This window comes from Parerythrobacter aestuarii (assembly GCF_030140925.1).
Classification (GTDB): Bacteria; Pseudomonadota; Alphaproteobacteria; order Sphingomonadales; family Sphingomonadaceae; genus Parerythrobacter; species Parerythrobacter aestuarii.
The window spans coordinates 89,976-114,133 of the sequence record NZ_JARBWD010000001.1 but is presented as its reverse complement, the minus strand read 5'-3'; the positions used below and the strand labels follow the sequence as shown (position 1 = coordinate 114,133).

Sequence of the window (24,158 nt, the reverse complement as noted above, 5' to 3'; positions counted from 1 at the left end):
AGGAAAGCGCAGCTTGCGAGCGTACGGAGCTAGCGAAGCTTGGATGAGGGGATCACCCATTGAGAAGTGCGGCAAGCCCCTCCTTGTAGGTCGGATAGCGCGGCTCCCAGCCCAGCATCCGCTTGGCCTTCCCGTTCGCGACGCGACGGTTTTCGGCATAGAAACCGAGCGCCATGGGGGAGAGGTCGGCTTCCTCCAGCGACTGGAGCGGTGGCGGCTCCTGCCCGAGCAAGCGGCAGGCATGTTCGATCACTTCATTCTGGCTGCACGGCAAATCGTCGCCGAGATTGTACGCACCGCTCGGAGCGTCGAGCCCGGCGATGACCCCGCTCACGATATCGTCGACATGCACCCGGCTGAAAACCTGGCCCGAGATATCGATGCGGTTCGCCCGCCCGTCGCGCACCCGGTCGAGCGCGCTGCGGCCCGGGCCATAAATGCCGGGCAGCCGAAACACGTGCGCCCCGCGCTCCATCCACAGCGCGTCGCATTCGGCGCGGGCCGAACGCCGGCCGCCGCCCGTCGGCGTGCTCTCGTCGACCCAGGCGCCGTTTGCGTCGCCATAGACTCCGGTAGACGACAGGTAGCCGATCCAGCAATGATCCAGCGCATCGCCATAGGTTTCCAGTACCGGGTCGGTGCCGCTGTCACGGGAAGGCGGCACTGAGGACAAGACGTGGCTTGATTCGCGGAGCGCTTCTGTCACCGCTGCATGGTTGCCGAAGGCTACAGTACCGTCGCGCCCGGTGGAAGCGACGGTCCAACCCGCATTTTCCAGCGCAGTTCCAATGCGTTTGGCAGTGTAACCCAATCCGAAGATGAAGAATCTCTTCATGTCTGCCTCTTAGCTCTTACATGGCTTTTGGAAAGCACACCGAGAAAGAGTAGGTTCCCGCGCATTATGGACGTAGCACGTAATCCCGAGATGGCCGACGCGGCCCCGACCCCGCACGAACCGCCTGTAATCCGACGAGAGGACTACACGCCTTTCCCCTGGCTGGTGCCGGAAACGCGTCTGCATTTCGACCTTGGGCTGGAGGCGACACGTGTTGTCTCAAAGCTCACGGTTGCGCGTAACGCCAAGGCTCATCGGGTCGACTCAATTCGTCTCAATGGTGACGGTGCGGAGCTGGCTTCGGTCAAGGTCGATGGCGAACCGATCAGCGACTGGACCATGGATGGCGACGACTTGATCGTGCCACTCTCTGGCGACGCGCACGAGATCGAAATCGCGACGGAGATCGCTCCGTCAGCCAACAGCCAGTTGATGGGGCTTTATGCCTCGAACGGCATGCTCTGCACCCAGTGCGAGGCGGAAGGCTTTCGCCGCATTACTTTCTACCCCGACCGGCCGGATGTGCTTTCGACCTATCGCGTGCGGATGGAAGGTGACGCGCAGCAGTTCCCGATCCTGCTGTGTAATGGCAACAAGGAAACCGAGGGCGCGCTCGACGGCGGGCGGCATTTCGCAGAATGGCACGATCCCTGGCCCAAGCCGAGCTACCTGTTCGCGATGGTGGCGGGGGACCTTGTCGCCAATTCCTCGACCTTCACCACGATGAGTGGCCGCCAAGTCGAACTCAACGTCTGGGTCCGTGAAGGCGATTTGCCGCGTACAGAGCATGCGATGGAATCGCTCAAGAAGAGCATGCAATGGGACGAAGAGGTGTTCGGGCGCGAATACGATCTCGACCTGTTCAACATCGTTGCCGTTTCCGACTTCAATATGGGGGCAATGGAGAACAAGGGGCTCAACGTCTTCAACACCAAGTATGTGCTGGCCGACCCCGACACCGCGACAGATGCCGATTTCGACGCCATCGAGGGCGTGATCGCGCATGAGTACTTCCACAACTGGTCAGGTAATCGCGTGACCTGCCGCGACTGGTTCCAGCTTTCGCTGAAGGAAGGCTTCACCGTGCTTCGCGACCAGTTGTTCTCGCAGGATATGCAGGGCGAAGCGGTCAAGCGGATCGAGGACGTGCGGATCCTGCGCTCGGCGCAGTTCCCGGAAGATTCCGGCCCGTTGGCGCACCCGATCCGGCCTGACAGCTACCGCGAGATCAGCAACTTCTATACTGCAACCGTCTACAACAAGGGTGCCGAAGTCATCCGCATGATGCGCTCGATGGCGGGACCCAAGGCGTTCCGGCAGGCAACCGACCTTTATTTCGATCGCCACGACGGCGAGGCCGCGACCTGCGAAGATTTCGTCAAGGCCATGGAAGACGGGGCTGGGCTCGATCTTAGCCAGTTCCGCTTGTGGTACTCGCAAGCCGGCACGCCCAAGGTCGATGTGACGCTGAGCCATGAAGGCGATATTGCGACATTGACGCTCAGGCAGACCGTCCCGGCAACGCCTGGGCAGCCGGCCAAGTTGCCGATGCCGATACCTTTGCGGATCGCACTGTTCGACCGTGAGAAGGGAACGCATGCAGGCGAGCAGCTGATCGTGATCGACAGGGCTGAAAAAGTCCTGAGCTTCGAGGGCTTCGCCGCAGCACCCGTGCTTTCGATAAATCGAGGTTATACCGCCCCCGTGGCGATCGAGCGGCACGTCCCGCGCGAAGATCTCGTCTTCCTCGCAGCGCAGGATGATGACAGCTTTGCTCGCTACGAGGCGATGCAGGAGCTGGTTGTCGGCCATCTCGTTGCAGCCTTGGGCGACGGGTTGAGCGACAGCGACCGCGAGGCCGGGCAGGAAGCGATCGCAAGTGCCTTCGGTGCGATCATCGCTGACGAGGCGCTAGACGACTCGATGCGTGGCGAGCTGATGATGTTGCCGAGCCAGACCTATCTGATGGAGCAGATGCTGGTCGCCGACCCGGGCCGGATTCATGTGGAGCGCGAGTCGCTCAAGGCATGGCTTGGCAATCGTTTCCTCAGCCAACTCGAAGCCTTGCACGACCGTGTGTCGGCAGTGCCCTACAGCATGGAAAGCGCCGCGCGCGGGGCCCGCAAGGTCAAGACGCAGGCACTGGTGTACTTGGCTGCGGCCGCTCCCGAAGCTACGGCAGAGCGCGCTTGGGACCAGTTCAACGCGGCCGACAACATGACCGACAGGCAAGGCGCTCTAATGGTGCTCGCCGGGCTCGAAGGGGTCGATCGCACCAATGCACTGCTCGACTTCTACAACCGCTACCAGGGCAATGAGCTGGTGATCGACAAGTGGTTCACGCTGCAGGCGCTGTCGCTCCACCCCGACGCGCTTGCGCATGTAAAGGCGCTGGCCAAGCACAAGGATTTCACCCTGCGCAATCCCAACCGGGTGCGTTCGCTTTACATGGCCTTTGCCGGCAACCCACATGCATTCCATGTCGCAAGCGGTGAAGGCTACCGGGTCCTTGCCGATTTGATCCTGGCGCTCGATCCGATCAATCCGCAAACAGCGGCACGATTTGTTCCGGCGCTGGGCCGCTGGCGCAGGATGGAGCCGGGCCGGGCGGCCTTGATGCGGACAGAACTGGAACGGATCGCTGCTGCGGAAACGCTTTCGCGCGACACCTTCGAGCAAGTCACGCGGTCGCTTGGCTAAGGCCTATGGCTGGCGATCTCGAAATCCTGCGGGCGGGAGTGTTGGGTAGCATTCCGCACGGTTTCCTGACTCGCAAGGGCGGGGTCTCGACCGGAGAAGTCGCAGGACTGCAATTCGGGATCGGCGCGGATGACGATCCCGCATCCGTGGCGGAGAACCGGCGGCGTGCCGTCGCGGCGATCCTGCCCGAATCGGCGCTCGTCATGCCGCACCAGGTGCATTCGCCCGATGCTGTGGTCGTAACCGATCCCTGGCCGCAGGATGCCCGCCCGCAAGCTGACGCGGTGGTGACGGACAGGCCCGGCCTCCTGCTGGGGGTCGTCACAGCCGATTGCGCGCCGATATTGCTCGCTGATCATGAGGCCGGGGTTGTGGCAGCGGCGCACGCCGGCTGGCGCGGTGCACAGGCGGGCGTGCTGGAATCGACCATCGAGGCCATGCGTTCGCTGGGCGCACAAATCGATCGTATCGCCGCTGCAATAGGTCCTTGCATCGCGCAGGCGAGTTATGAGGTCGATGCCCGGTTCCGCACCCATTTCACCGCCGCAGACGAGCGCTTTTTCGCGCCTGGTCGCAGCGGTCACTGGCAGTTCGATCTCGAGGCCTATGTTGAGGCGCGATTGATGATCTCTGGCGTTCGGCGCATCGAGCGGCTGGGGCGCGATACCTACACCGATCCCGAGCGTTTCTATTCCTTCCGCCGCGCCACGCATCTGGGTGAGGCAAACTACGGCCGGCAGGCGTCTGTGATCGGGCTGGCTAACCCTGTTGCATGAATCTGCACAAATCCTGCCCAAAAGGCCATTGGCATCGCAGGCCAATCGGGCTAGTAGCGCGCCCAAACAGGCGTAGCGCCCAACCAAGGGCGCGCGATGGGGCTCGAATTTCGGAACTGTCGCGGTATGCCTGCTTTGTTGAGTGAACTGAGCCGGGCCACGTTTGTCCGGCTATTGGTAAGGCAGGACTAATGGCTGACACTTCGGGCGTCTCAACGGCGGACGCAGCTACCGAACACGGCGAAGGCGAGATTGATCGCCGCGACTTCATCAACATTGCTGCGATCAGCGCAGCGGGTGTCGGCGGTCTCGCCGTAGTCTACCCGCTCGTCAGCCAGATGGCGCCGTCGGCTGACGTTCTGGCAGAAAGCTCGACCGAGCTCGACATTTCCGCGATCCAGCCCGGCCAGGCCGTCAAGGCGGTTTTCCGCAAGCAACCGCTGTTCGTGCGTCGCCTTACCCAGCAGGAAATCGATGCTGCCAACGCAGTCGACGTCTCGTCGTTGCGCGACCCGCAGACCCTCGCCGACCGGACCAAGGAAGGGCACCAGGACGTGCTCGTGACCATGGGTGTCTGCACGCACCTTGGCTGTGTCCCGCTGGGTGCTGCCGAGGGTGAGACCCGCGGCGAGTTCGGCGGCTATTTCTGCCCTTGTCACGGCTCGGTGTTCGACACCGCCGCCCGCATTCGCAAGGGTCCGGCACCGACCAACCTCGAAGTGCCTGAATATAGCTTCACTTCCGACACCACCATCGTCGTCGGCTAAGGACTGGAAGAGACAGAATCATGAGCTTTCCCTGGGCCAAGCAATATCAACCCACCAACGGGTTCATGCAGTGGATGGACGAGAAGCTGCCGCTTCCGCGCCTCGTCTATAACGCTGTCGGTGCCGGCTATCCGGTCCCCCGCAACCTGAGCTATTTCTGGAACTTCGGCGTGCTCGCCGGATTCTGCCTGGTGCTGCAGATCGTCACCGGCGTGGTGCTGGCGATGCATTATGCACCCAACGCACTGGTGGCCTTCTCCTCGACCGAACACATCATGCGCGACGTCAACTGGGGCTGGATGCTGCGCTACATGCACGCGAATGGGGCGAGCTTCTTCTTCCTCGTGCTTTACATCCACATCTTCCGCGGCTTCTTCTACAGTTCTTACAAGGCTCCGCGCGAAATGATCTGGCTCCTGGGCGTGGTCATCTTCCTGCTGTGCATGGCAACCGCCTTCATGGGCTACGTCCTGCCGTGGGGCCAGATGAGCTTCTGGGGTGCCAAGGTCATCACCGGCCTGTTCGGCGCGATCCCGCTGGTCGGCGAACCGCTGCAGGTCTGGCTGCTGGGCGGCTATGCGCCTGACAACTCGGCGCTCAACCGCTTCTTCTCGCTGCACTTCCTGCTGCCCTTCGTGATCGCCGGCGTGGTGATCCTGCACATCTGGGCGCTGCACCTGACGGGTTCGTCGAACCCGACCGGCGTTGAAGTGAAGAGCGAAAGCGACACCGTGCCGTTCCACCCGTACTACACGGCCAAGGACGGCTACGGGCTCGGCATCTTCCTGCTGATCTATGCGCTGTTCGTGTTCTTCATGCCCAACACGCTGGGCCACCCGGAGAACTACATCGAAGCCAACCCGCTTTCGACCCCGGCGCTGATCGTACCTGAGTGGTACTTCTACCCGTTCTACGCGATCCTGCGCGCCTTCACCTTCGATTTCATCCTGCCGGCGAAGCTGTGGGGCGTGCTGGCAATGTTCGCCTCGATCCTGCTGTGGTTCTTGCTACCCTGGCTCGACCGTTCGCCGGTTCGCAGCGGCCACTATCGTCCGCTGTTCCGCAAGTTTTTCTGGTTCGGGCTGATCCCCTGCATGGCCGTGCTGTTCTATTGCGGCGGCGCGCATGCGGAGGAACCCTACATCATGCTCAGCCAGATCGCGACGGCATACTACTTCCTCCACTTCCTCGTGATCATCCCGATCGTCTCTTCGATCGAGAAGCCGGAACCGCTGCCTTATTCGATCACCGAAGCGGTGCTGGGTTCCGACAAGGACGCCGTGCTGGGCGAAGACAAAGCGCCTGCGGCCTGAAGCGAATAGGAAAGACACAACCATGATCCGCCTGTTTTCTATCGCCGCCGGCCTGGTATTCACCTTCGTAGTGATGCTTGCCTTCGTGGTCGGTGCCTACACCGCCGCAACTGAAGAGCCGGTGCATGACGCATCGTATTACTTCGCCGAGAAGCCGATTGCTCCCGCAGGCGGCTTCTCCTTCAACGGCCCGCTCGGCAAGTGGGACTATGCCCAGCTCCAGCGCGGGCTGAAGGTCTACAACGAAGTCTGCTCAGCCTGTCACTCGCTCAAATATGTCCCGTTCCGTGACCTTGAGAAGATCGGCTACACCGAAGGACAGGTGAAGGCATTTGCCGCCACCAAGCAGGTTCCCGGCATCAATCCCGACACGGGTGAGAACGAATTGCGTCCGGGCTTGGCAACGGATTATTTCCCGTCGCCTTACGCCAACGACGTCGAAGGCCGCCTGGCCAACAACAACGCACTTCCGCCTGACCTCTCGCTGATGACCAAGGCGCGCAAGGACGGAACCAATTATGTCTATTCGCTGCTCATCGGTTATGGCGAGCCCTCGGAAGAGCTGAAGGCTCAGTTCCCCGAGTTTGAGACGCCGGCCGGGCTGCATTTCAACCCGTACTTCCCGAACCTCAACCTGGCCATGACCAAGCCTCTGACCGACGGGCAGGTGACCTATGACGATGGCACCGAGGCAACGGTCGACCAGATGGCGCAGGACGTTGCTGCGTTCATGACCTGGACTGCCGAACCTTCGATGGTGAAGCGCAAGCAGACCGGCTGGGCAGTGATGATCTTCCTGCTCTTCGCCACCGTGCTGGCCTATTTCTCCAAGCAGCAGATCTGGGCAGCAGTGAAGCCCAAGAAGGCCAAGTAAGACCAAACTTGTTCGGACAAGAGCTAGCAAAGGCGCCCCTCCATCCCGTGATGCGAGGGGCGCTTTCGTTTCCAGGGGGGAAGAGATGACGACCGATGAACTGAAGGCGCTTATTCGAACAGTGCCCGATTTCCCGTCGCCGGGGATCCAGTTCCGCGACATCACCACCCTACTCAGCAATGGCGACGGTCTTGCCGCGACCATGCGGCACCTTGCAGAAGCAGCTCGGATGGCTGGTGCAGAGTCGATTGCCGGGATGGAAGCCCGGGGTTTCATCTTTGGCGCGGGGGTCGCTGTCGAGCTGGGAATCGGCTTCGTCCCGGTTCGCAAGCCCGGCAAGCTGCCGGTTGAAACCATCGGTGTGGACTATGATCTGGAGTACGGGACCGACCGGCTTGAGATCGATCCTTCCGCGATCCCTCAGGGTCAAAAAGTCGTTATTGTCGATGACCTGATAGCGACCGGTGGAACGGCGCTTGCTGCGGCGCAACTGCTGCGGCGGGCCGGTGCGGTTGTCGAACAGGCACTGTTTGTCATCGACTTGCCGGAACTCGGGGGTGTCGAAAGGCTCAGGCAGGCAGGGATCACGGTCGATTCATTGATGGCATTCGAAGGCCACTAGATTTTCCCTGACTTGCGTTTCGGGAAAGAAAATCCCGCTCGCTCATTGGTTTGTTGAAAAGCGACTAGGGGCGTAGAACAAGTTCATGGAATCACAGGCACTCGTCATTGCCACAATCGGCGTGCTGGGCATTGGTGCACAATGGCTGGCGTGGCGGACTGGCTGGCCTGCAATCGTGCTCATGCTGCAAGCGGGGTTTATCGCCGGGCCGGTGCTTGGTGCCTTCGATTTGCGCTTACTGGATCCCGAGGCAGCGTTCGGTGACCTGCTGGAGCCCATGATCGGCCTAGGCGTTGCGCTCATCCTGTTCGAGGGCGGGTTGAGCCTCGACTTGCGCGAGCTGCGCCATTCCGGCCAAGCCGTCTGGCGCCTCGCAACCATTGGCGTGCTTGCAGGCTGGGCGCTGGGTGCAGCAGCGGGATTCTACGTTGCCGGGCTGGTTTGGCCGGTCGCGATCCTGTTTGGCGGTATCCTGATCGTGACCGGGCCGACAGTGGTGATCCCGCTATTGAGGCAGGCCAATATCCAGCCGCGTCCGGCATCGATCCTCAAGTGGGAGGGCATCGTCAACGATCCTACGGGCGCGCTGTGTGCGGTGATTGCTTACGAGTATTTCCGCAAGATCCAGGAAAGCCCGGGTGCATCGCTGTTCGAAGTTGTCCCGCCGCTGATCATCGCCGCCATTATCGCCGGGCTGATCGGCTATGCTGCTGCCGCCGCAATCGCCTGGCTGTTTCCACGCGGCGCAATCCCGGAATACCTCAAGGTCCCGGTGCTGTTTATCACTGTCATCGGGGTATTCGTGTTCTGCAATACCATCGAGCACGAAGCCGGACTGGTCGCGGTGACTGTGATGGGCGTGGCACTTGCCAACCTCAATGTGTCGAGCCTGCGGAGCATTCATCCGTTCAAGGAGAATATCGCGGTCTTGCTCGTATCGGGTATCTTCATTCTGCTCGCATCGAGCCTGCATGCCGAAGACCTGCAATATGTGAACTGGCGGTTCGGCGCCTTCCTTATCGCCCTGTTGTTCCTTGTTCGACCGGCGACGGTTCTTATCAGTCTACTCGGCACAAACGTCCCTTGGCGCGAGCGGCTGTTTATCGCCTGGATCGCCCCGCGCGGGATTGTGCTAGTGGCCATTTCCGGCCTGTTCGCACTGCGGCTCAGCGAGCTGGGCTATGCCGACGGCAATGTCCTGATCGGGCTCAGCTTCGCGGTCGTGGTGGCGACCGTCATCTTCCACGGCTTCTCGGTCAATTTCGTCGCGAAACTGCTCGGCATCAAGGGGACCTCGCGACCGGGGTTGCTGGTTGTTGGCAGCAATCCTTGGACCATTGCGCTGGCGAAGCAGATGCAGGGCCTGAAGACCCCGGTCATGGTCGTCGATCCCAGCTGGCAGCGGCTCGCCCCGGCGCGGCGGGAAGGGCTGCCATACTATCACGGCGAGATCCTCAACGAGGCGACCGAGCACAATCTCGACCTGACACCGTACCAGGTGCTGGTGGCGGCGACCGATAACGAGGCGTACAATGCGCTCGTCTGCAACGAATTCGCGCATGAAGTGGGTCGCGACAGCGTCTACCAGCTCGGTGAATCATCGGAAGGCGACCATCGTGCCTTGCCCGAATCAATCCGCGGCCGTGCTCTGTTCGAATCCGGCTTCGGTGTGACCGATGTGCAGGATCGCCAGCAGCAGGGCTGGGTATTCCGCAAGACCCGCCTGACAGAAGAATACACCTTTGATCGCGCCCAGGCCGACATGCCGGAAGATACACACTTGCTCATGTTGCTGCGGGAAACCGGCACCATGCGCTTCTTTACGCACGCCGCCCGGCCGGAACCGCGGGCCGGCGATACAGTCATTTCCTTTGCCCCGCCGCAAGCGCGTTCTGCAGAAGAGACCGCCGCCCGCAAGTCAGGCAAGCGCGGCCCCGAGACAGCACCGGCATGACAAGATCCGGAGAACCAAGAATGCATCGCACCTTCCTCCTCGTACCCGTATTGATGGCCGCTTCTGCCTGCAGCGACACACCGGCATCGAACAGCGAAGAGCCGGTCGGGATGGAAGCTCCTGAGCCTGCAGCATCCGAGCCGGTTTCCATCATCCGCCCCGATATCGAGGAAGCGGTTATGATTCCGCTGGAGGCACTCAATGCCACCATTGTCTTCCGAGATTCTGGATCGGAACTTTCTGACGACAGCATTGCCCAGCTCGAGACGCTGCTAGAGGCCCGCCAGCTTACCGAAGGTGGGCGTATCACCTTGCGTGGGCACAGCGATGCCGGCGGACGCGATGAAGTAAACCTGCGGATCTCGCAGGAACGGGCTGAATCCGTGAGGGATTGGTTGGTCGAAAACGGCGTTGCCGAGGGCCGCATTAAAGTCATCGCATTCGGAGAGCAGAACCCGGCTGAGCCCAACGCCCTGCCGAACGGGTCACCCAATGAAGCGGGGCGGGCAGCCAACCGCAGGGTTGAGGTGACGGTAGATGTCCCCGCAGGTACGATGATCCGGGCTGAGCCGGCTTTTGCCAAGGCTGCGGAAAACTAGATCTCCGCCAGCGCCGTGAAGACGCGATCCGCCCATTCCTTGCGGCAGATCAGCAGGTCGGGCAGGTAGGTATCAGCCTGGTTGTACTGCAACTCTGATCCGTCGATGCGCGAGCAGTGCAAGCCATAGGCAGCAGCGACCGCGGCGGGTGCACAATTGTCCCACTCATACTGGCCGCCCGAGTGCAGGTAGATTTCTGCTTCGCCCCGCACCACTGCCATGGCCTTTGCGCCCGCCGACCCCATTGGGACCAGCTCGGCGCCGATCTTTTCGGAAACCGCCACTGCTTCTGCAGCCGGGCGGGTGCGGCTGACCAGCATCCGCGGCGTCTCAGCCATCGGAGGCAGCTCTCCCGGCTGGTCGGACCGTAGCACGGTGCCGCCATCGAGGCCCGGCAATGCTACCGCGCCGATGGTGGCCACACCATTCACGGCCATGCCCACATGCACCGCCCAATCGCTGCGTGCTTCGCCATACTCGCGCGTGCCATCTACCGGATCGATGATCCAGACGCGTTCCTTGGAGAGACGCTCGTCGGTGTCCTTGCTTTCCTCGGACAGCAGGCCGTCATCTGGACGCTGCTGCCGCAGTGCATGGACAAGAAACTGGTTGGCGGTCTGGTCGCCGGCCTTGCCCAGCGCCTTGCCATCGATGAGGCCACTCTCGCGCACGTCGATCAGAATCTTGCCTGCCGCTTCGGCAAGGGCTGTGGCGAGTTCGGCATCTGTCATCAAGTCGTCTCCGGATTGGAATCAATGGGGTCGAGTGGGGGATGATCTGCGAGCCCCCAGGCGATAGATCCCCAGGCCCGTTCGTGGAAGTAATAGAGCACCATCTTGGTCAGCACTTCCGTGACGGCGATGGCGCCGGCGGCCTTGGGACTGCTGGTGAAGAACCAGCTGAGGAGGAACGTGTCGATGCTGCCAAGAACGCGCCAGCTGACGGCCTTGGCGAACGAACGGCTATGCGCTTCGCGCCCATTGAAGAGGAACATCCGGGTCGGTCTCCCACGCCTATTTCAGAGGCATGATCTGGCTGATTACATAGTCAGCCGCCTCTTCTACCGTCATCTCGACCGTGTTCACACGAATTTCCGCCAGTTCCGGTTCTTCATAGGGGCTGTCGATACCGGTAAAGTTCTTGAGCTCACCAGCACGGGCTTTCTTGTAGAGTCCCTTGATGTCGCGCTCTTCAGCAACTTCCAGCGGCGTATCGACGTAGATCTCGATGAATTCGCCTTCGGGTAGCATCTCGCGAACCATCCGCCGTTCCGCCCGGAACGGGCTGATAAAGGCGGTCAGCACGATCAGGCCGGCATCGACCATCAGCTTGGCGACTTCACCGATCCGGCGAATGTTCTCGATCCGGTCGGTCTCGGTAAAGCCCAGGTCCTTGTTGAGTCCGTGGCGGATGTTGTCACCGTCGAGCAGGAAGGTGTGGCGGTTCATCAGCGCCAGCTTGCGTTCGACTTCGTTGGCGATGGTCGATTTCCCTGATCCGCTCAACCCCGTGAACCAGAGCAGCCGCGGAGTCTGATTCTTCATCGCCGCATGGTCTTCACGAGTAATTGTGGTCGGTTGCCAGTGGACGTTGTCAGCCCGGCGCAAGCTGAAGTTGAGCATGCCGGCAGCAACGGTCGCATTGGTGATCTTGTCGACGAGGATAAAACCACCCAGCGCGCGGCTCTTCTCATAAGGTTCGAATACGACCGGACGGTCGGTGTGCACCTCGGCAACGCCGATGCCGTTGAGGCCGAGCGTCTTGGCGGCAAGGTGCTCGAGCGTGTTCACGTTGAGCTCGTACTTCGGCACTTGGACCGTCGCCGAAACATTCTGCGAGCCGAGCTTGAGCCAGTAGGCGCGGCCCGGCTTCATGGCTTCCTCGCTCATCCACACCAGCGTTGCTTCGAACTGGTCGGAGGTCTGCGGGGGATTGTCGGCGGCGGCAATGGTGTCTCCGCGCGAGCAGTCGATCTCGTCTGCCAGTGTCAGCGTAACCGACTGGCCGGCCACGGCTTCATCGAGCTCGCCGTTCATGGTGACGATGGACTTTACAACGCTGGTCTTGCCCGAGGGAACTACGCGGATGGCGTCGCCGACCTTGACTGCACCATCGGTGATCAGGCCGGAGAAACCACGAAAGTCGAGGTTGGGGCGATTGACCCACTGGACCGGCATGCGGAACGAGCGTTGTTGCGCGGCGACATTGGCGATCTCGACGGTTTCGAGATGATCGATCAGGCTCGGGCCTTCGTACCACGGTGTGTTGGCAGAGGGTGCCGCCGTGATGTTGTCGCCCTTGAAGCCGGAGATCGGGATGGGTGTGAACTCCTCGATCCCGCATTCCTTGGCGAATTCGGAATAGTCGCTGACGATCTTGTCGAACGTGTCCTTGTCGTAATCGACCAAGTCCATCTTGTTCACCGCGAGGACCAGGTGTTTGATTCCCAGCAGGTGGGCAATGGTGCTGTGGCGCTTGGTCTGCACCAGCACGCCCTTGCGCGCATCGATCAGGATCACGGCGAGGTCGGCGGTTGAGGCCCCGGTGACCATGTTGCGGGTGTACTGCTCGTGGCCCGGGGTGTCGGCGACGATGAACTTGCGCTTTTCGGTCGCGAAAAAGCGATAGGCGACGTCAATGGTAATGCCTTGCTCGCGCTCGGCGGCCAGACCATCGACCAGCAATGCGAAATCGATTTCGCCGCCTTGCGTGCCGACCCGTTTGGAGTCCGCTTCAAGCGAAGCCAGCTGGTCTTCGAAGATCATCTTCGAATCGTAGAGCAGCCGCCCGATCAGGGTCGATTTGCCGTCATCCACGCTGCCGCAGGTGATGAAGCGCAGCAGGCCCTTGTTCTGGTGCTGGTCGAGATAGGCGTCGATATCCTCGGCGATAAGGCTGTCGACTTCGTAGACGGGTTCGGTTCCGGTGTTCTCGGTCATCAGAAGTACCCCTCCTGCTTTTTCTTCTCCATCCCGGCACCGCCTTCATCCTGGTCGATGACGCGGCCCTGGCGTTCGCTGGTGGTGGTGAGCAGCATTTCCTGCACGACTTCGGCCAGCGTCGCCGCTTTGCTCTCGACTGCACCGGTCAGCGGGAAACAACCCAGTGTGCGGAACCGCACCGAACGCTCGGTGATCTCGGGCCGCTTGCCCATGACCTTTTCCAGCCGCTCGATATCGTCGGCCATGAACAGGCCGCCTTCATATTCGAAAGTAGGGCGCCTGGCGGAGAAATAGAGCGGCACGATCTCGATGTTCTCGGCCATGATGTACTGCCAGATATCAAGCTCGGTCCAGTTGGAGAGCGGGAACACGCGAATGCTCTCTCCCTTGGCCTTGCGGGCGTTGTAGACGTTCCATAGCTCGGGGCGCTGGTTCTTTGGGTCCCAGCCATGGCTGGCAGTGCGGAAGGAGAAGATACGCTCTTTGGCGCGGCTCTTTTCCTCGTCGCGGCGGGCACCGCCGAAGGCGGCATCGAAGCCGTAGTGGTCGAGCGCCTGCTTCAACCCTTCGGTCTTCCACATGTCGGTATGCAGCGGCCCGTGGTCGAACGGATTGATCTCACGTTCGCTGGCTTCCGGGTTTTGCCACACCAGCAGTTCCATGCCGGCATCCTTGGCGCTCTTTTCGCGCAGGGCGTACATGTCCTTGAATTTCCACGTCGTATCGACATGCAACAGTGGGAAAGGCGGCGGGGAAGGATAGAACGCCTTTTTCGCCAGGTGCAGCATCACCGCCGAATCCTTGCCGACCGAATAGAGCATGACGGGCTTGGTCGCCTCAGACGCCACTTCGCGCATGATGTGGATGCTTTCGGCTTCAAGCCGTTCGAGATGGGTTAGGCGGCGCATCGAATTCCCTTTGCGACGATTCGCGAATTCGGGCGCAATGACAGCGGCATATTGCTTCCGCAGTTCCCATATGGGATATCAACGCAATGGCTGTTACGCTGCTCGAAGCACAAGACCTGGTTGCGTTGCTGCATCGCGGCACGCTTGGCAGTAATTTGTGGCGCGATTTCCTGCTCGCCCTGCAACGCCGGACCGGAGCTGACGAGGTGGTGCTTTTCCTGGCTGAAAGCGGAGCAACAGGCGGCGGAGTAGTGCAGCTGGGGCCGATGCAGGAAGGTAGCCCCACCATGGCCGACCCGGACCTTGCAGAGCTTGCCACGCGCGGCAGTCCGCTCCGGCCCAAGCGGGTCTATGCCGCCAGGGAACTCGGCGACCTGCTGGATGTGCGGCAGGGGCAAGCGCTGGCCCGGCTGGGTGCCACCTATGGTCTTGCGCACTTGCGCACGGTGCGGGTCGGTGAGCCGGGTGGTGCTGGGCTATGGTTGGTGATCGGGCGTCGGGGCGAGGATTTCGGCGCAGCGGACGTGGCGCTCCTTGGCATGTTGGCGGATCACCTGGAGATTGCGTTGCGAACCTGGAGCGCGCTCGAACAGGAGCGGCTCAGGGCTGGGATCACCGGAGATGCCATCAAGCGTCTCAACTTTGGTTGGTTCCTGCTCGATTCCGGTGGGACGATCATAGACCACAGCGCAGAGGCCGAGGCACTGCTGCATGAACGCCGCGCGCTGCTGCGCAGCCCGGCTGGCAAGCTCGTCCCCGAATTGCGCGAAGCCCAGGGTGCGATGCGGCGCTATCTCGACCAATTGTCGAAGGGACATCCTGGATCGAAGGCTATCCATCTCTCGGACGAGCCATGGCTCGACATGTTACTGACACCGCGCCGTGGTGGGCGACCGGGTGCGGCCCCGATGGTCACCGCCTATGTCCATGGCGAAGGCCCGACCGGAAGCGAACGCAACGCTCAGCTGCAGGACTTATTCGGCCTGACCGCCAAGGAGGCTCAACTGGCGCTGCTGATCAGCCGCGGTGTGAAGATCGCCGAAGCTGCCGGTCAGCTCGGCCTTACGGTTCAAAGCGCGCGACTCTATTCCAAGCGTGTCTACGCCAAGACCGGCACCCGCGGGCAGGCCGATCTGGTGCGTCTGGTCCTCGCCAGCATCGTGGCACTATCGTGATACGCGAAATGTTGACGAATCCGCGCCAATGAGGGAAAGGCGCTGCTCCGCACGGACACGCGGGTATAGCATAGTGGTAATGCTCCAGCCTTCCAAGCTGGCTAGAGGGGTTCGATTCCCCTTACCCGCTCCAGTGTGTTTCTTTGCCCTGCCGCTTCGCTACTTGAGGGCTAAGGTTCAACCAACCGCCATATTGTCAATCAGGCGTGTCCCGCCGAGGCGGGCGGCGACGAGCAGGCGCGTTGGTCGCTTGCTCAGGGCATCAAGCCTTTGCAGGCTTTCGACATCGGCGAGGGCTGCATAGTCGACGCTGGAAAACCCGGCTTGGAGCAACGCCGCTTCCAGCGAAGCGAGTGTCGGTGCGACTTCGGCCCCATTCTCGATCGCGCCGATGGCTTCTTTCATTGCCCTGGGCAGAACAGCGGCGTTGATGCGGTCTTCGGGCGACAGATACCGGTTGCGGCTCGACATCGCGAGACCGTCCTCCTCGCGCACTGTCGGCACGCCGTGGATCGCGGTCACATGCGGCTGGATAAGGTCGAGATCACGCGCCATCGTGCGAATGACGGCTAGCTGCTGGAAGTCCTTCTCGCCGAAGAACGCCACGTCCGGCAGGACCTGCTGGAACAGTTTGCACACAACGGTCGCCACGCCATCGAAATGGCCCGGGCGCGAAGCGCCGCAGAAGCCATCACTGACGCCGGTTACGGAAATGCTGGTCGCAAAGCCTTGCGGATACATCTGGTCGACGGTGGGCGCCCACAACAGCGCCACCCCCTCTGCTTCCAGCATGGCGCTGTCTTTGGCCAGCTGGCGCGGATAGGCATCGAGATCCTCGTTGGGGCCGAACTGGGTCGGATTGACGAAGATCGACGCGACGACATGGTCAGCGTGCTTCGTGGCTTCGCGCATCAGCGTCAGGTGTCCTTCGTGGAGTGCGCCCATGGTCGGCACCAGCGCGATCGTACCGCGATCTGCGCGTAGCGCGGCGACGACATTTCTCAACATGTCCAGTTCGGTGACGGTTTGCACGGTCCTGCGCCCTCCCGTATGTTTCCTGCCTAAGCCCTAGCGCTCCTCAACCAGCCCTGAAAGGCCCCTCGCGTGACCGCACACCGTCCCCACCGCATCGTTTTCGCCAATGAGAAGGGTGGCACGGGCAAGTCGACCACGGCAGTGCATGTCGCGGTGGCGCTCGCCTACAAGGGCGCGCGAGTGGCGGCGATCGATCTGGACCATCGCCAGCGTACCATGCATCGCTATTTCGAGAACCGGGTCGAAACCGAACAGCGGCGCGGCATCGCGTTGCCCGGGGCACACTGTGAAGTGTTCAGCGACACCAGCGAGCAGCGACTGGAGGTTCTGGCAGAGAAACTCGGTCGCGAAGCAGACTTCCTGATCTTCGACACGCCCGGGCGCGACGACCCGCTCGCCCGCCATGCCGCGACTGAGGCCGATACGCTGGTTACGCCCCTAAATGACAGTTTTGTCGACTTCGACCTGATCGGGCAGGTCGATGCTGAAACCTTCAAGGTTCGCCGCCTGAGCTTCTATGCCGAGCTGATCTGGGAAGCGCGGATCAAGCGCAGCAAGGCGACGGTCGAGCAGCAGCGGCGCGAAATGGACTGGGTCGTGGTCCGCAACCGCACCGGTTATACCGAAGCGCGCAACATGCAGCGTATCGAGCGCGCGCTGACGGAGCTCAGCAAGCGTGTGGGTTTCCGGGTCACCGCCGGCCTTTCCGAACGCGTGATCTACCGCGAGCTGTTCCCCTCGGGCCTTACGCTCCTCGACAAGGGCCATTTGGGCGACCTGGGCACCAGCCACTTGGTCGCGCGGCAGGAGCTGCGCCAGCTGGTGATGGGGCTGAACCTGCCGATACCCTCTAGCGCCGAGGCGATCCTCGAAGTAGCCTGAGCGGCTATGATCATCCGACTTCTGATAATCGCCGCCGTCCTGTCCGTGCTGTGTCGCTGGGCAGTTGGCAAATGGCCTTGGCAGTACCTCTCCCCCGCCAGGTCAACCCGCAGCCAGGCGGTGTTTCGAGCCCGCCGTTTGCTGGCGGTCCGCGAGAATGCCAACAGAACTGAAATAATTTCCGCGCACAAGCGGCTCGTCGCCATGGTCCACCCCGATCGCGGCGGCTCTAACGAGCAGGTACACGAGGCCAACGCTGCGCGCGACCTGCTGCTCGATGAATTGCCCGACGGAGGCCCCCCAGCATGACTCATGTTTTCGATCCCACTATGCTGCGCGAGTACGATATTCGCGGCATTATCGGCGAGACGCTGTCGGCCGAAGATGCGCGTGCTATCGGGCGCAGCTTCGCCAGCATGCTGCGCAGGGCCGGGGGCAAGACCGTGGCGGTCGGATACGATGGCCGGGTCAGTTCACCCGTGCTCGAACATGCGCTGGTGGAAGGGCTTTCGGCGAGTGGCTGCGATGTCGTGCGGATCGGCCTCGGGCCAACGCCTATGCTGTATTATGCAGAGGCATCATCCAAACAGGTGGATGGCGGCATTCAGATAACAGGCAGCCACAATCCCCCCAATTACAACGGCTTCAAGATGGTATTCCAGGGAAGACCCTTCTTTGGATCCGACATCCAGGACCTTGGGGCGGTCTCGGCCGGGGGTGACTGGCTCGACGGTGCCGGAAAGATCGTCGAAAAGGCCATCGCCGAGCCCTATGTCGAACGCTTGCTCACCGCCCTCGACGATATCGACAATGACAAACTCGCGCAGCTCCGGATCGGCTGGGATGCCGGGAATGGCGCGGCGGGTCCGCTGCTCGAAGCTCTCGCGGCGCGGCTCCCCGGGGAGCATCACTTGCTGTTCACTGAGGTCGACGGTCATTTTCCCAATCATCATCCTGATCCCACGGTTGAAGCCAATCTGGCGGACCTGAAGGCGCTCGTCGCCGAGAAGAATCTCGACTTCGGAGTGGCTTTCGATGGCGATGGCGACCGGATTGGCGCGATCGACGGCGAAGGCCGGGTCATTTGGGGGGATCAGTTACTCATGATTTATGCCGAGGACCTCCTCGGAAGACTACCTAATGCGACGATTATCGCCGATGTGAAGGCCAGCCGCGCGCTGTTCGAACATGTCGAAAAGCACGGCGGCAAGCCGCTGATGTGGAAGACCGGCCACTCGCTGATTAAGTCCAAAATGAAGGAAACTGGCAGCCCGCTGGCCGGCGAAATGAGTGGTCACGTGTTCTTTGCCGACACTTACTACGGGTTCGACGATGCGCTCTACGCTGCGCTGCGGTTGATGGCGGCAAGCGCACGGCTGGGCAAATCGGTGACTGAATTGCGGGGCGCGATGCCGGCTATGGTCAACACGCCCGAGATGCGCTTCCAGGTCGATGAAAGCCGCAAGTTTGCGGCGATCGATGAGGTCAAGGAACGGCTGGCGCATGCGGGTGAAGGGGTAGAGGTCAACTCTACTGACGGCGTGCGCGTCACTACTGAAGACGGATGGTGGCTGCTGCGTGCTTCTAATACCCAGGATGTGCTGGTCGCCCGCGCTGAAGGCGACAGCGAGGCAGCCGTTGAACGGCTGATGGCACAGATCGACGAGCAACTGGCGTTGAGTGGCCTCGAACGCGGCGAGCAGGCCGGGCACTGAATATGTCGCGCCCGCCGGGTCTGGCTGCGTACCTTGCTCGGATCGGGCTGGCTGGCCAGCCCTCTGTGGATCCGACAGGCCTCATGACCCTGCAACAGGCACACCGTCGGGCGATTGCCTTTGAGAACCTCGACATCTTGCTCGGGCGCGACATTCGGATCGACAGCGCCAGCGTGTTCGCAAAGCTCGTGACACGTCGGCGGGGCGGTTACTGTTTCGAGCAGAACCGCCTCTATGCTGACATGCTGGGCGAGCTGGGTTTCGCCTGCCGCCCGCTGCTGGCGCGCGTCCGGTTGGGGCTCGAGGCAGAGGCAACGCCGCCGCGTAGCCATGTCTTGTTGCTGGTGGACTTGGCCGAGGGAAGCTGGATTGCCGATGTCGGGTTCGGCGGCAGCTATGTCCCGCCCTTGCCGCTGGTGGATGGAACGCAGCAGGAGACCGATGATTGCGCCCGCCACCGCCTGCGCCGGATCGATGGCGGGACTGTCGCAGGCGACTGGCTGCTCGAGCGGTCGGGCGATATCTCCGCCACCGATGGCCGTGCGCGGCCTGACGCGGATTGGCAGGCACAATATTCTTTCGATCTCGCGGAAGTGGCAGCGGATGATCTGCTGCAGGCCAACCACTGGACCGCAACGTGGCATGAGTCCCGCTTTGTCGGCACACCGCGGCTGAGCCTCGCGCTGCCCAAGGGGTTCATGGCGCTAAACGGGCGCAGCCTGTCGCTGGTCGCTGAAGGTCAGCGCGAAGCGCGCGAACTGTCGAGCGATTCCGAATGGCGCGAAGTGGTCTCGGATGGGTTCGGCCTTGAATTGTTGCCTGACGAACTGGCTCGGCTCCCTGGTGATTAGCGCCGCCGCCCACGGAGCATGGTGACCGGCCCCGGAGAGGGGCCTATGGTTCGCGCATGCCTGCCGCCCTCCCACCTGAAATCACCGACTGGTTCGCCAGGCGCGGCTGGCGGGTGCGGCGGCACCAGGCCGAAATGCTGGAGGCGGCCGATAGTGGGAAACATGCGCTGCTCGTAGCCGATACCGGGGCAGGCAAGACATTGGGCGGGTTCCTGCCGACCTTGGCGGACTTCTGCCCTTCGCGTCTGGGCGTGGCGAAGCCGCCGGAAGGCCTGCACACGCTCTACGTTTCGCCCTTGAAGGCATTGGCGCACGATGTGCAGCGCAATCTCGTCACCCCGGTCGAAGAGATGGGGTTGCCGATCCGGATCGAGACCCGCAGCGGCGATACGCCGTCCGATCGCAAGAAACGCCAGCGCTCCAAACCGCCGCATGTCCTGCTTACGACCCCGGAATCGCTCTCGCTGCTGCTCAGCTATCCCGACAGTTTCGAGCTCTTCTCCAGCCTCAAGCGGATCGTGATCGATGAAGTCCACGCCTTCGCCACCGGCAAGCGGGGTGACCTGCTGGCGCTGAGCCTGGCGCGGTTACAGGCCATTGCGCCCGATCTCCAGCGCGTGGCGCTTTCGGCGACGCTCGCCAATCCCGAAGGATTTTGCGAATGGCTCGCGCCATGGGGTGATATCGATTCGGTCGTGCTGGTCGAAGGCGAACAGGGCGCGCCAGCTGAAGTCGAGATCCTGCTGCCTGAGGAAGAGCGCGTGCCGTGGGGCGGACACGCGGGGACCTGGGCGATTCCACAGCTCTACGAATTGATCCGCAAGAACCGAACCACGTTGGTTTTCGCCAATACGCGTTTCCTCGCTGAATTCCTGTTCCAGAAGCTATGGGAGGCGAACGAGGATACGCTGCCGATCGGTATCCACCATGGCTCGCTCAGCAAGGAAGCGCGACGCAAGGTCGAAGGAGCAATGGCGCGTGGCGAGTTGCGTGCCTTGGTGGCGACGGCGAGCTTGGATCTCGGGGTCGATTGGGGCGATATCGATTGCGTGGTGCAGATGGGTGCCCCCAAGGGCTCTTCGCGCCTGCTGCAGCGGGTCGGGCGCGCCAACCACCGGCTCGACCAGCCCAGTCGTGCAGTGCTTGTTCCTGGCAATCGGTTCGAGTTCCTGGAGGCGCAGGCGGCCAAGGACGCTGTCGACGAGGGTCAGCGTGACGGCGAAGACTTCCGTCCCGGCGGGCTCGATGTTTTGGCGCAGCATGTCATGGCCTGCGCCTGCGCGGCACCCTTTGGCGAGGCTGAACTGCTGGCAGAGGTGCGTGCCAGCCTCGCCTATGCCTGGCTCGACGAGACGGTGTGGCAGCGCGTGCTGACCTTCGTCGCCACAGGCGGCTATGCGCTCAAGGCCTATGACAAGTTCCGCCGCATCGTGCGCGACAAGGACGGGACCTGGCGGCTGGCGCATCCCGAACTGGCAGCCAAGCACCGCTTCAATGCCGGGATCATCATCGATAGCGAGATGCTGGAGGTGCGCTTCCGCAACGGCCGCTCGCTGGGCAAGGTCGAGGAACGCTTCGCGGCCTCGTTGCGCCCGGGCGATACCTTTGCCTTCGCCGGGCAGGCGCTGGAGGTGGAGCAGCTGCGCGACATGGAGATCGTTGTCCGCGCCACCGCCAAATCGGCGATGATCCCGAGCTATGGCGGCGCGCGCATGCCGCTGACGACGCACCTGGCCGACCGCGTGCGCGCCATGCTGGTGGACCGCGCGGGCTGGGCGCGCTTTCCAGACGATGTGCGAGAATGGCTGGAAGTGCAGGACTGGCGCAGCCGGATGCCGGGGCCGGAGAAGCTCCTTGTTGAAAGCTTCCCGCACGCCATGAAGCACTACACGGTCTACTACACCTTCACAGGTTGGAACGCGAACCAGTCGTTGGGGATGCTGATCACCCAGCGGATGGAAGCGCGTGGCCTGATGCCGGGCGGTTTCGTCGCCAACGACTATTCCCTGGCGGTGTGGGGGCTGAAGCCGGTCATCGATCCGGGGCCTTTGCTCTCGCCCGATATCCTCGCCCATGAATTCATCGGATGGGTGCAGGAGAGTTACCTGCTCAAGCGGAGTTTCCGCGAAGTGGCGGTGATCGGGGGGCTGGTCGAGCGCCAGCATCCGGGGAAGCGCAAGAGTGGGCGGCAGGTCACTTTCTCGACCGACCTCATTTACGATGTGCTGCGCAAGTACGAACCTGATCACGTCTTGCTAGAGGCGGCCTGGGCCGATGCGCGCGAGCGGTTGACCGATATCGGACGGCTGCAGGACCTGCTCGAGCGTTCGGTCGACAATCTCGAGCATGTAGAACTGGAGCGGGTCAGCCCGCTCGCGGTGCCAGTGATGGTGATGATCGGCCGTGAAAGCCTGCCGCAGGGGGCGGTCGATGACGAGCTGCTGCTGGAGGCGGAGAGCCTGGCGAGCGCGGCCATGCGGGTGGATAGAGTCGCGGACTAGTGGGCGGCGATACTGCCATGGTCGAAGCGCCGGCGGGGTGACCGGCGCTCCGTCACGGTGGAGCGCGCCCTAATCGGCACGCCCAAACTCGCGGTGCTGTTCATTGCCGACGAAGGCAAACTTGGTGACGCCTGAGTCCTTTATCAGGGCAATGGTCTTGGCCGAGCGATCATAGCTGGCATAGGCATCGGGCTGGAACCTGACCGCCGGTTTGTCAGGGTGGCGGGCGGTCGCGGTCAGTTGCGCGCCCAGCGTGTCCCGATCCACCGGCATTCCGTTCCAGTAGAGCCTGTCCTGGCGGTCAATGGCCACGGTATTGCTGGCCTGCACCGGCAGGTTTGTCGGCCCAGCTGCGGGTAGCGGCACCTCGAGATTGTGCTGCAGGATCGGAACGGAAAGAATCAGCATCACGATCAGCACGAGCAGGACGTCGATGAACGGGGTCATGTTCATTTCGCCTGTCGTGCGCGCCAACGGTGGCTTGCGGTACTTGTTCGGCACACTGAGCGATCTTGGCATTTCCCTCTCCCTTCATGTAACAGCATAACATAACAATAGGAGAACGCCAAGCTGCATTGAAATGAGGTCTTTCTGGTTGAGTCTCAAAAGAAAAGGGGCGGATCGCTCCGCCCCTTTCGAATGTCTGAATGTGTGGAAGTCGGCTTACTGCTGGCCGCCCACTGCATTCGGTGCCTTGCCGAACGAACGGAACTGTTCGTTGCCGACGAAGCCGAACTTCGTCACGCCCGAGGCCTTGATGACGCGGAGAACATCGGCCGACAGCTCGTAGCTGGCCTGGCCTTCCGGCTCGAACTGCAGTTCGGGCTCAGGGACGATTTCCTTGGTCAGGTTCAGATTGCGAACCAGTTCGCCCATATTCAGCGACTCGCCATTCCAGAGAATCTCGTTCTGCTGGGTCAGGACGATCTTGTTCTTGATCGGGTCGATCTGATCCGGGGGCGGTTCCGAGTTGTCGGGGGTCGGAAGGTCGATGTCGACAGAGTGTGTCGCCACCGGGATGGTGATGATGAACATGATGAGCAGCACGAGCAGGACGTCGATCAACGGCGTCATGTTCATGTCGATCATCGGGGCGCCATCATCCTTGCCGCCTGACATTGCCATGGTGGATTACTCCTGTTTCTCGTCTCTGGCCGATCAACCGTTCGGGTCGACCGGGTTGGAGATGAAGCCAACGGTCGGGTAACCCGCACGCTGGATATTGAAGATCGTGCCTGCAACACACCGCCACGGAGCGTTGATGTCTCCGCGGATATGCACCTGCGGAATCAGATCCGGCTCTTGCATGATGGCTTCGGCACCGCCGGCGCGCTGGACGATCGCGTCAAGCCGTTCGAAGGCTTTGTCGTACAATTCGTCCGAACTGACCGGCGTGACATTGTTGAAATAGACCCGGCACTCGCCTTCGCGGGCTGCGCCTTCGAAGCCCGGATCGCCGGCACTACGCCCAGCGCTGTCGGTCGTGCTGATCGTCAGGAGCAGGTTCTCGACCTTGTCCTTCGATTCGACCGATTCCATAACCGGAATTTCGAGCTTTTCGATGGTCTGGATCGCGACCGGGACCGCGATAAGGAAAATGATTAGGAGAACCAGCATCACGTCCACCAGCGGAGTGGTGTTGATGTCGGACATCGGCGTCTCGCCGCCGCCTCCCGTGGAAATCGCCATGACTACATCCTATCCGTCTG

Annotated in this window: 23 protein-coding genes and 1 tRNA gene; 15 read left to right on the top strand and 9 right to left on the bottom strand. The window is 61.9% G+C overall.

What is annotated here, in order from left to right; all coding sequences use genetic code 11:
* Positions 1-52 precede the first annotated feature (52 nt).
* Positions 53-835 (bottom strand): Rossmann-fold NAD(P)-binding domain-containing protein, encoded by a 783-nt coding sequence (locus QPW08_RS00600; RefSeq protein WP_284123787.1) that lies wholly within the window; start codon positions 833-835, stop codon positions 53-55.
* 66 nt (positions 836-901) lie between these two features.
* Between QPW08_RS00600 and pepN the strand changes: the two genes are divergently transcribed.
* The 8 genes from pepN to QPW08_RS00560 all read left to right on the top strand — a co-directional run bounded on the left by pepN (position 902) and on the right by QPW08_RS00560 (position 10,440).
* Positions 902-3,535: an aminopeptidase N gene (gene pepN / locus QPW08_RS00595; protein ID WP_284123786.1), complete on the top strand. Its 2,634-nt coding sequence runs from the start codon at positions 902-904 to the stop codon at positions 3,533-3,535.
* A gap of 5 nt (positions 3,536-3,540) precedes the next feature.
* Entirely contained in the window at positions 3,541-4,311 is a 771-nt protein-coding gene (gene pgeF / locus QPW08_RS00590; protein ID WP_284123785.1) for a peptidoglycan editing factor PgeF, read from the top strand.
* A gap of 191 nt (positions 4,312-4,502) precedes the next feature.
* Positions 4,503-5,078, top strand: a complete 576-nt coding sequence (gene petA, locus QPW08_RS00585; RefSeq protein WP_284123784.1) for a ubiquinol-cytochrome c reductase iron-sulfur subunit — start codon at positions 4,503-4,505, stop codon at positions 5,076-5,078.
* 20 nt (positions 5,079-5,098) lie between these two features.
* A complete protein-coding gene (locus QPW08_RS00580; RefSeq protein ID WP_284123783.1) occupies positions 5,099-6,391 on the top strand; it encodes a cytochrome b in 1,293 nt (430 codons plus the stop codon).
* A gap of 22 nt (positions 6,392-6,413) precedes the next feature.
* Positions 6,414-7,265: a cytochrome c1 gene (locus QPW08_RS00575; RefSeq protein WP_284123782.1), complete on the top strand. Its 852-nt coding sequence runs from the start codon at positions 6,414-6,416 to the stop codon at positions 7,263-7,265.
* 85 nt (positions 7,266-7,350) lie between these two features.
* Complete coding sequence (locus QPW08_RS00570) at positions 7,351-7,887, top strand: adenine phosphoribosyltransferase (protein ID WP_284123781.1); 537 nt, start codon at positions 7,351-7,353, stop codon at positions 7,885-7,887.
* Between the two features lie 85 nt (positions 7,888-7,972).
* A complete protein-coding gene (locus QPW08_RS00565) occupies positions 7,973-9,841 on the top strand; it encodes a cation:proton antiporter (RefSeq protein WP_284123780.1) in 1,869 nt (622 codons plus the stop codon).
* A 20-nt stretch (positions 9,842-9,861) separates the two neighbouring features.
* Positions 9,862-10,440, top strand: coding sequence for an OmpA family protein (locus QPW08_RS00560; protein WP_284123779.1), 579 nt, complete (start codon positions 9,862-9,864; stop codon positions 10,438-10,440).
* Here QPW08_RS00560 and QPW08_RS00555 read toward each other — a convergent pair.
* The 4 genes from QPW08_RS00555 to cysD are packed head-to-tail and all read right to left on the bottom strand — an operon-like array spanning position 10,437 to position 14,329.
* Positions 10,437-11,171: a 3'(2'),5'-bisphosphate nucleotidase CysQ gene (locus QPW08_RS00555; RefSeq protein WP_284123778.1), complete on the bottom strand. Its 735-nt coding sequence runs from the start codon at positions 11,169-11,171 to the stop codon at positions 10,437-10,439. The genes QPW08_RS00560 and QPW08_RS00555 overlap by 4 nt on opposite strands.
* The gene (locus tag QPW08_RS00550; RefSeq protein WP_284123777.1) at positions 11,171-11,434 is read right to left on the bottom strand and encodes a DUF2061 domain-containing protein; all 264 of its coding nucleotides are present in this window, start codon (positions 11,432-11,434) and stop codon (positions 11,171-11,173) included. The genes QPW08_RS00555 and QPW08_RS00550 overlap by 1 nt, the downstream gene beginning before the upstream one ends.
* 19 nt (positions 11,435-11,453) lie before the next feature.
* A complete protein-coding gene (gene cysN, locus QPW08_RS00545; RefSeq protein ID WP_284123776.1) occupies positions 11,454-13,379 on the bottom strand; it encodes a sulfate adenylyltransferase subunit CysN in 1,926 nt (641 codons plus the stop codon).
* Entirely contained in the window at positions 13,379-14,329 is a 951-nt protein-coding gene (gene cysD / locus QPW08_RS00540) for a sulfate adenylyltransferase subunit CysD (RefSeq protein ID WP_284126260.1), read from the bottom strand. Before cysD ends, cysN begins: the two co-directional genes overlap by 1 nt.
* A 47-nt stretch (positions 14,330-14,376) precedes the next feature.
* Between cysD and QPW08_RS00535 the strand changes: the two genes are divergently transcribed.
* A complete protein-coding gene (locus tag QPW08_RS00535) occupies positions 14,377-15,465 on the top strand; it encodes a helix-turn-helix transcriptional regulator (RefSeq protein ID WP_284123775.1) in 1,089 nt (362 codons plus the stop codon).
* A 59-nt stretch (positions 15,466-15,524) separates the two neighbouring features.
* Positions 15,525-15,598 (top strand) — tRNA-Gly (locus QPW08_RS00530).
* A gap of 44 nt (positions 15,599-15,642) precedes the next feature.
* On the opposite strand, the gene panC is transcribed toward QPW08_RS00530, so the two are convergent.
* On the bottom strand, positions 15,643-16,497 hold the full coding sequence (gene panC / locus QPW08_RS00525; RefSeq protein ID WP_284123774.1) for a pantoate--beta-alanine ligase: 855 nt from the start codon (positions 16,495-16,497) through the stop codon (positions 15,643-15,645).
* Between the two features lie 72 nt (positions 16,498-16,569).
* On the opposite strand from panC, the gene QPW08_RS00520 reads away from it, so the two are divergent.
* The 5 genes from QPW08_RS00520 (at position 16,570) to QPW08_RS00500 (ending at position 22,449) form a co-directional block, all read left to right on the top strand.
* Positions 16,570-17,382 carry a division plane positioning ATPase MipZ gene (locus QPW08_RS00520; RefSeq protein WP_284123773.1) on the top strand — a complete coding sequence of 271 codons (813 nt, stop codon included), beginning with the start codon at positions 16,570-16,572 and terminating at the stop codon, positions 17,380-17,382.
* Between the two features lie 9 nt (positions 17,383-17,391).
* Positions 17,392-17,691: a J domain-containing protein gene (locus QPW08_RS00515; protein WP_284126259.1), complete on the top strand. Its 300-nt coding sequence runs from the start codon at positions 17,392-17,394 to the stop codon at positions 17,689-17,691.
* Positions 17,688-19,097, top strand: coding sequence for a phosphoglucomutase/phosphomannomutase PgmG (gene pgmG / locus QPW08_RS00510; RefSeq protein WP_284123772.1), 1,410 nt, complete (start codon positions 17,688-17,690; stop codon positions 19,095-19,097). The genes QPW08_RS00515 and pgmG overlap by 4 nt, the downstream gene beginning before the upstream one ends.
* 83 nt (positions 19,098-19,180) lie before the next feature.
* The gene (locus QPW08_RS00505; protein ID WP_284123771.1) at positions 19,181-19,948 is read left to right on the top strand and encodes an arylamine N-acetyltransferase family protein; all 768 of its coding nucleotides are present in this window, start codon (positions 19,181-19,183) and stop codon (positions 19,946-19,948) included.
* Between the two features lie 56 nt (positions 19,949-20,004).
* On the top strand, positions 20,005-22,449 hold the full coding sequence (locus QPW08_RS00500) for a ligase-associated DNA damage response DEXH box helicase (RefSeq protein ID WP_284123770.1): 2,445 nt from the start codon (positions 20,005-20,007) through the stop codon (positions 22,447-22,449).
* 69 nt (positions 22,450-22,518) lie between these two features.
* On the opposite strand, the gene QPW08_RS00495 is transcribed toward QPW08_RS00500, so the two are convergent.
* From QPW08_RS00495 to QPW08_RS00485, 3 genes are all read right to left on the bottom strand, one after another.
* Positions 22,519-22,968: an ExbD/TolR family protein gene (locus QPW08_RS00495; RefSeq protein ID WP_284123769.1), complete on the bottom strand. Its 450-nt coding sequence runs from the start codon at positions 22,966-22,968 to the stop codon at positions 22,519-22,521.
* A gap of 144 nt (positions 22,969-23,112) precedes the next feature.
* Positions 23,113-23,574 (bottom strand): ExbD/TolR family protein, encoded by a 462-nt coding sequence (locus QPW08_RS00490; RefSeq protein WP_284123768.1) that lies wholly within the window; start codon positions 23,572-23,574, stop codon positions 23,113-23,115.
* Between the two features lie 33 nt (positions 23,575-23,607).
* Positions 23,608-24,138 (bottom strand): ExbD/TolR family protein, encoded by a 531-nt coding sequence (locus tag QPW08_RS00485; RefSeq protein ID WP_284123767.1) that lies wholly within the window; start codon positions 24,136-24,138, stop codon positions 23,608-23,610.
* Positions 24,139-24,158: the final 20 nt, after the last annotated feature.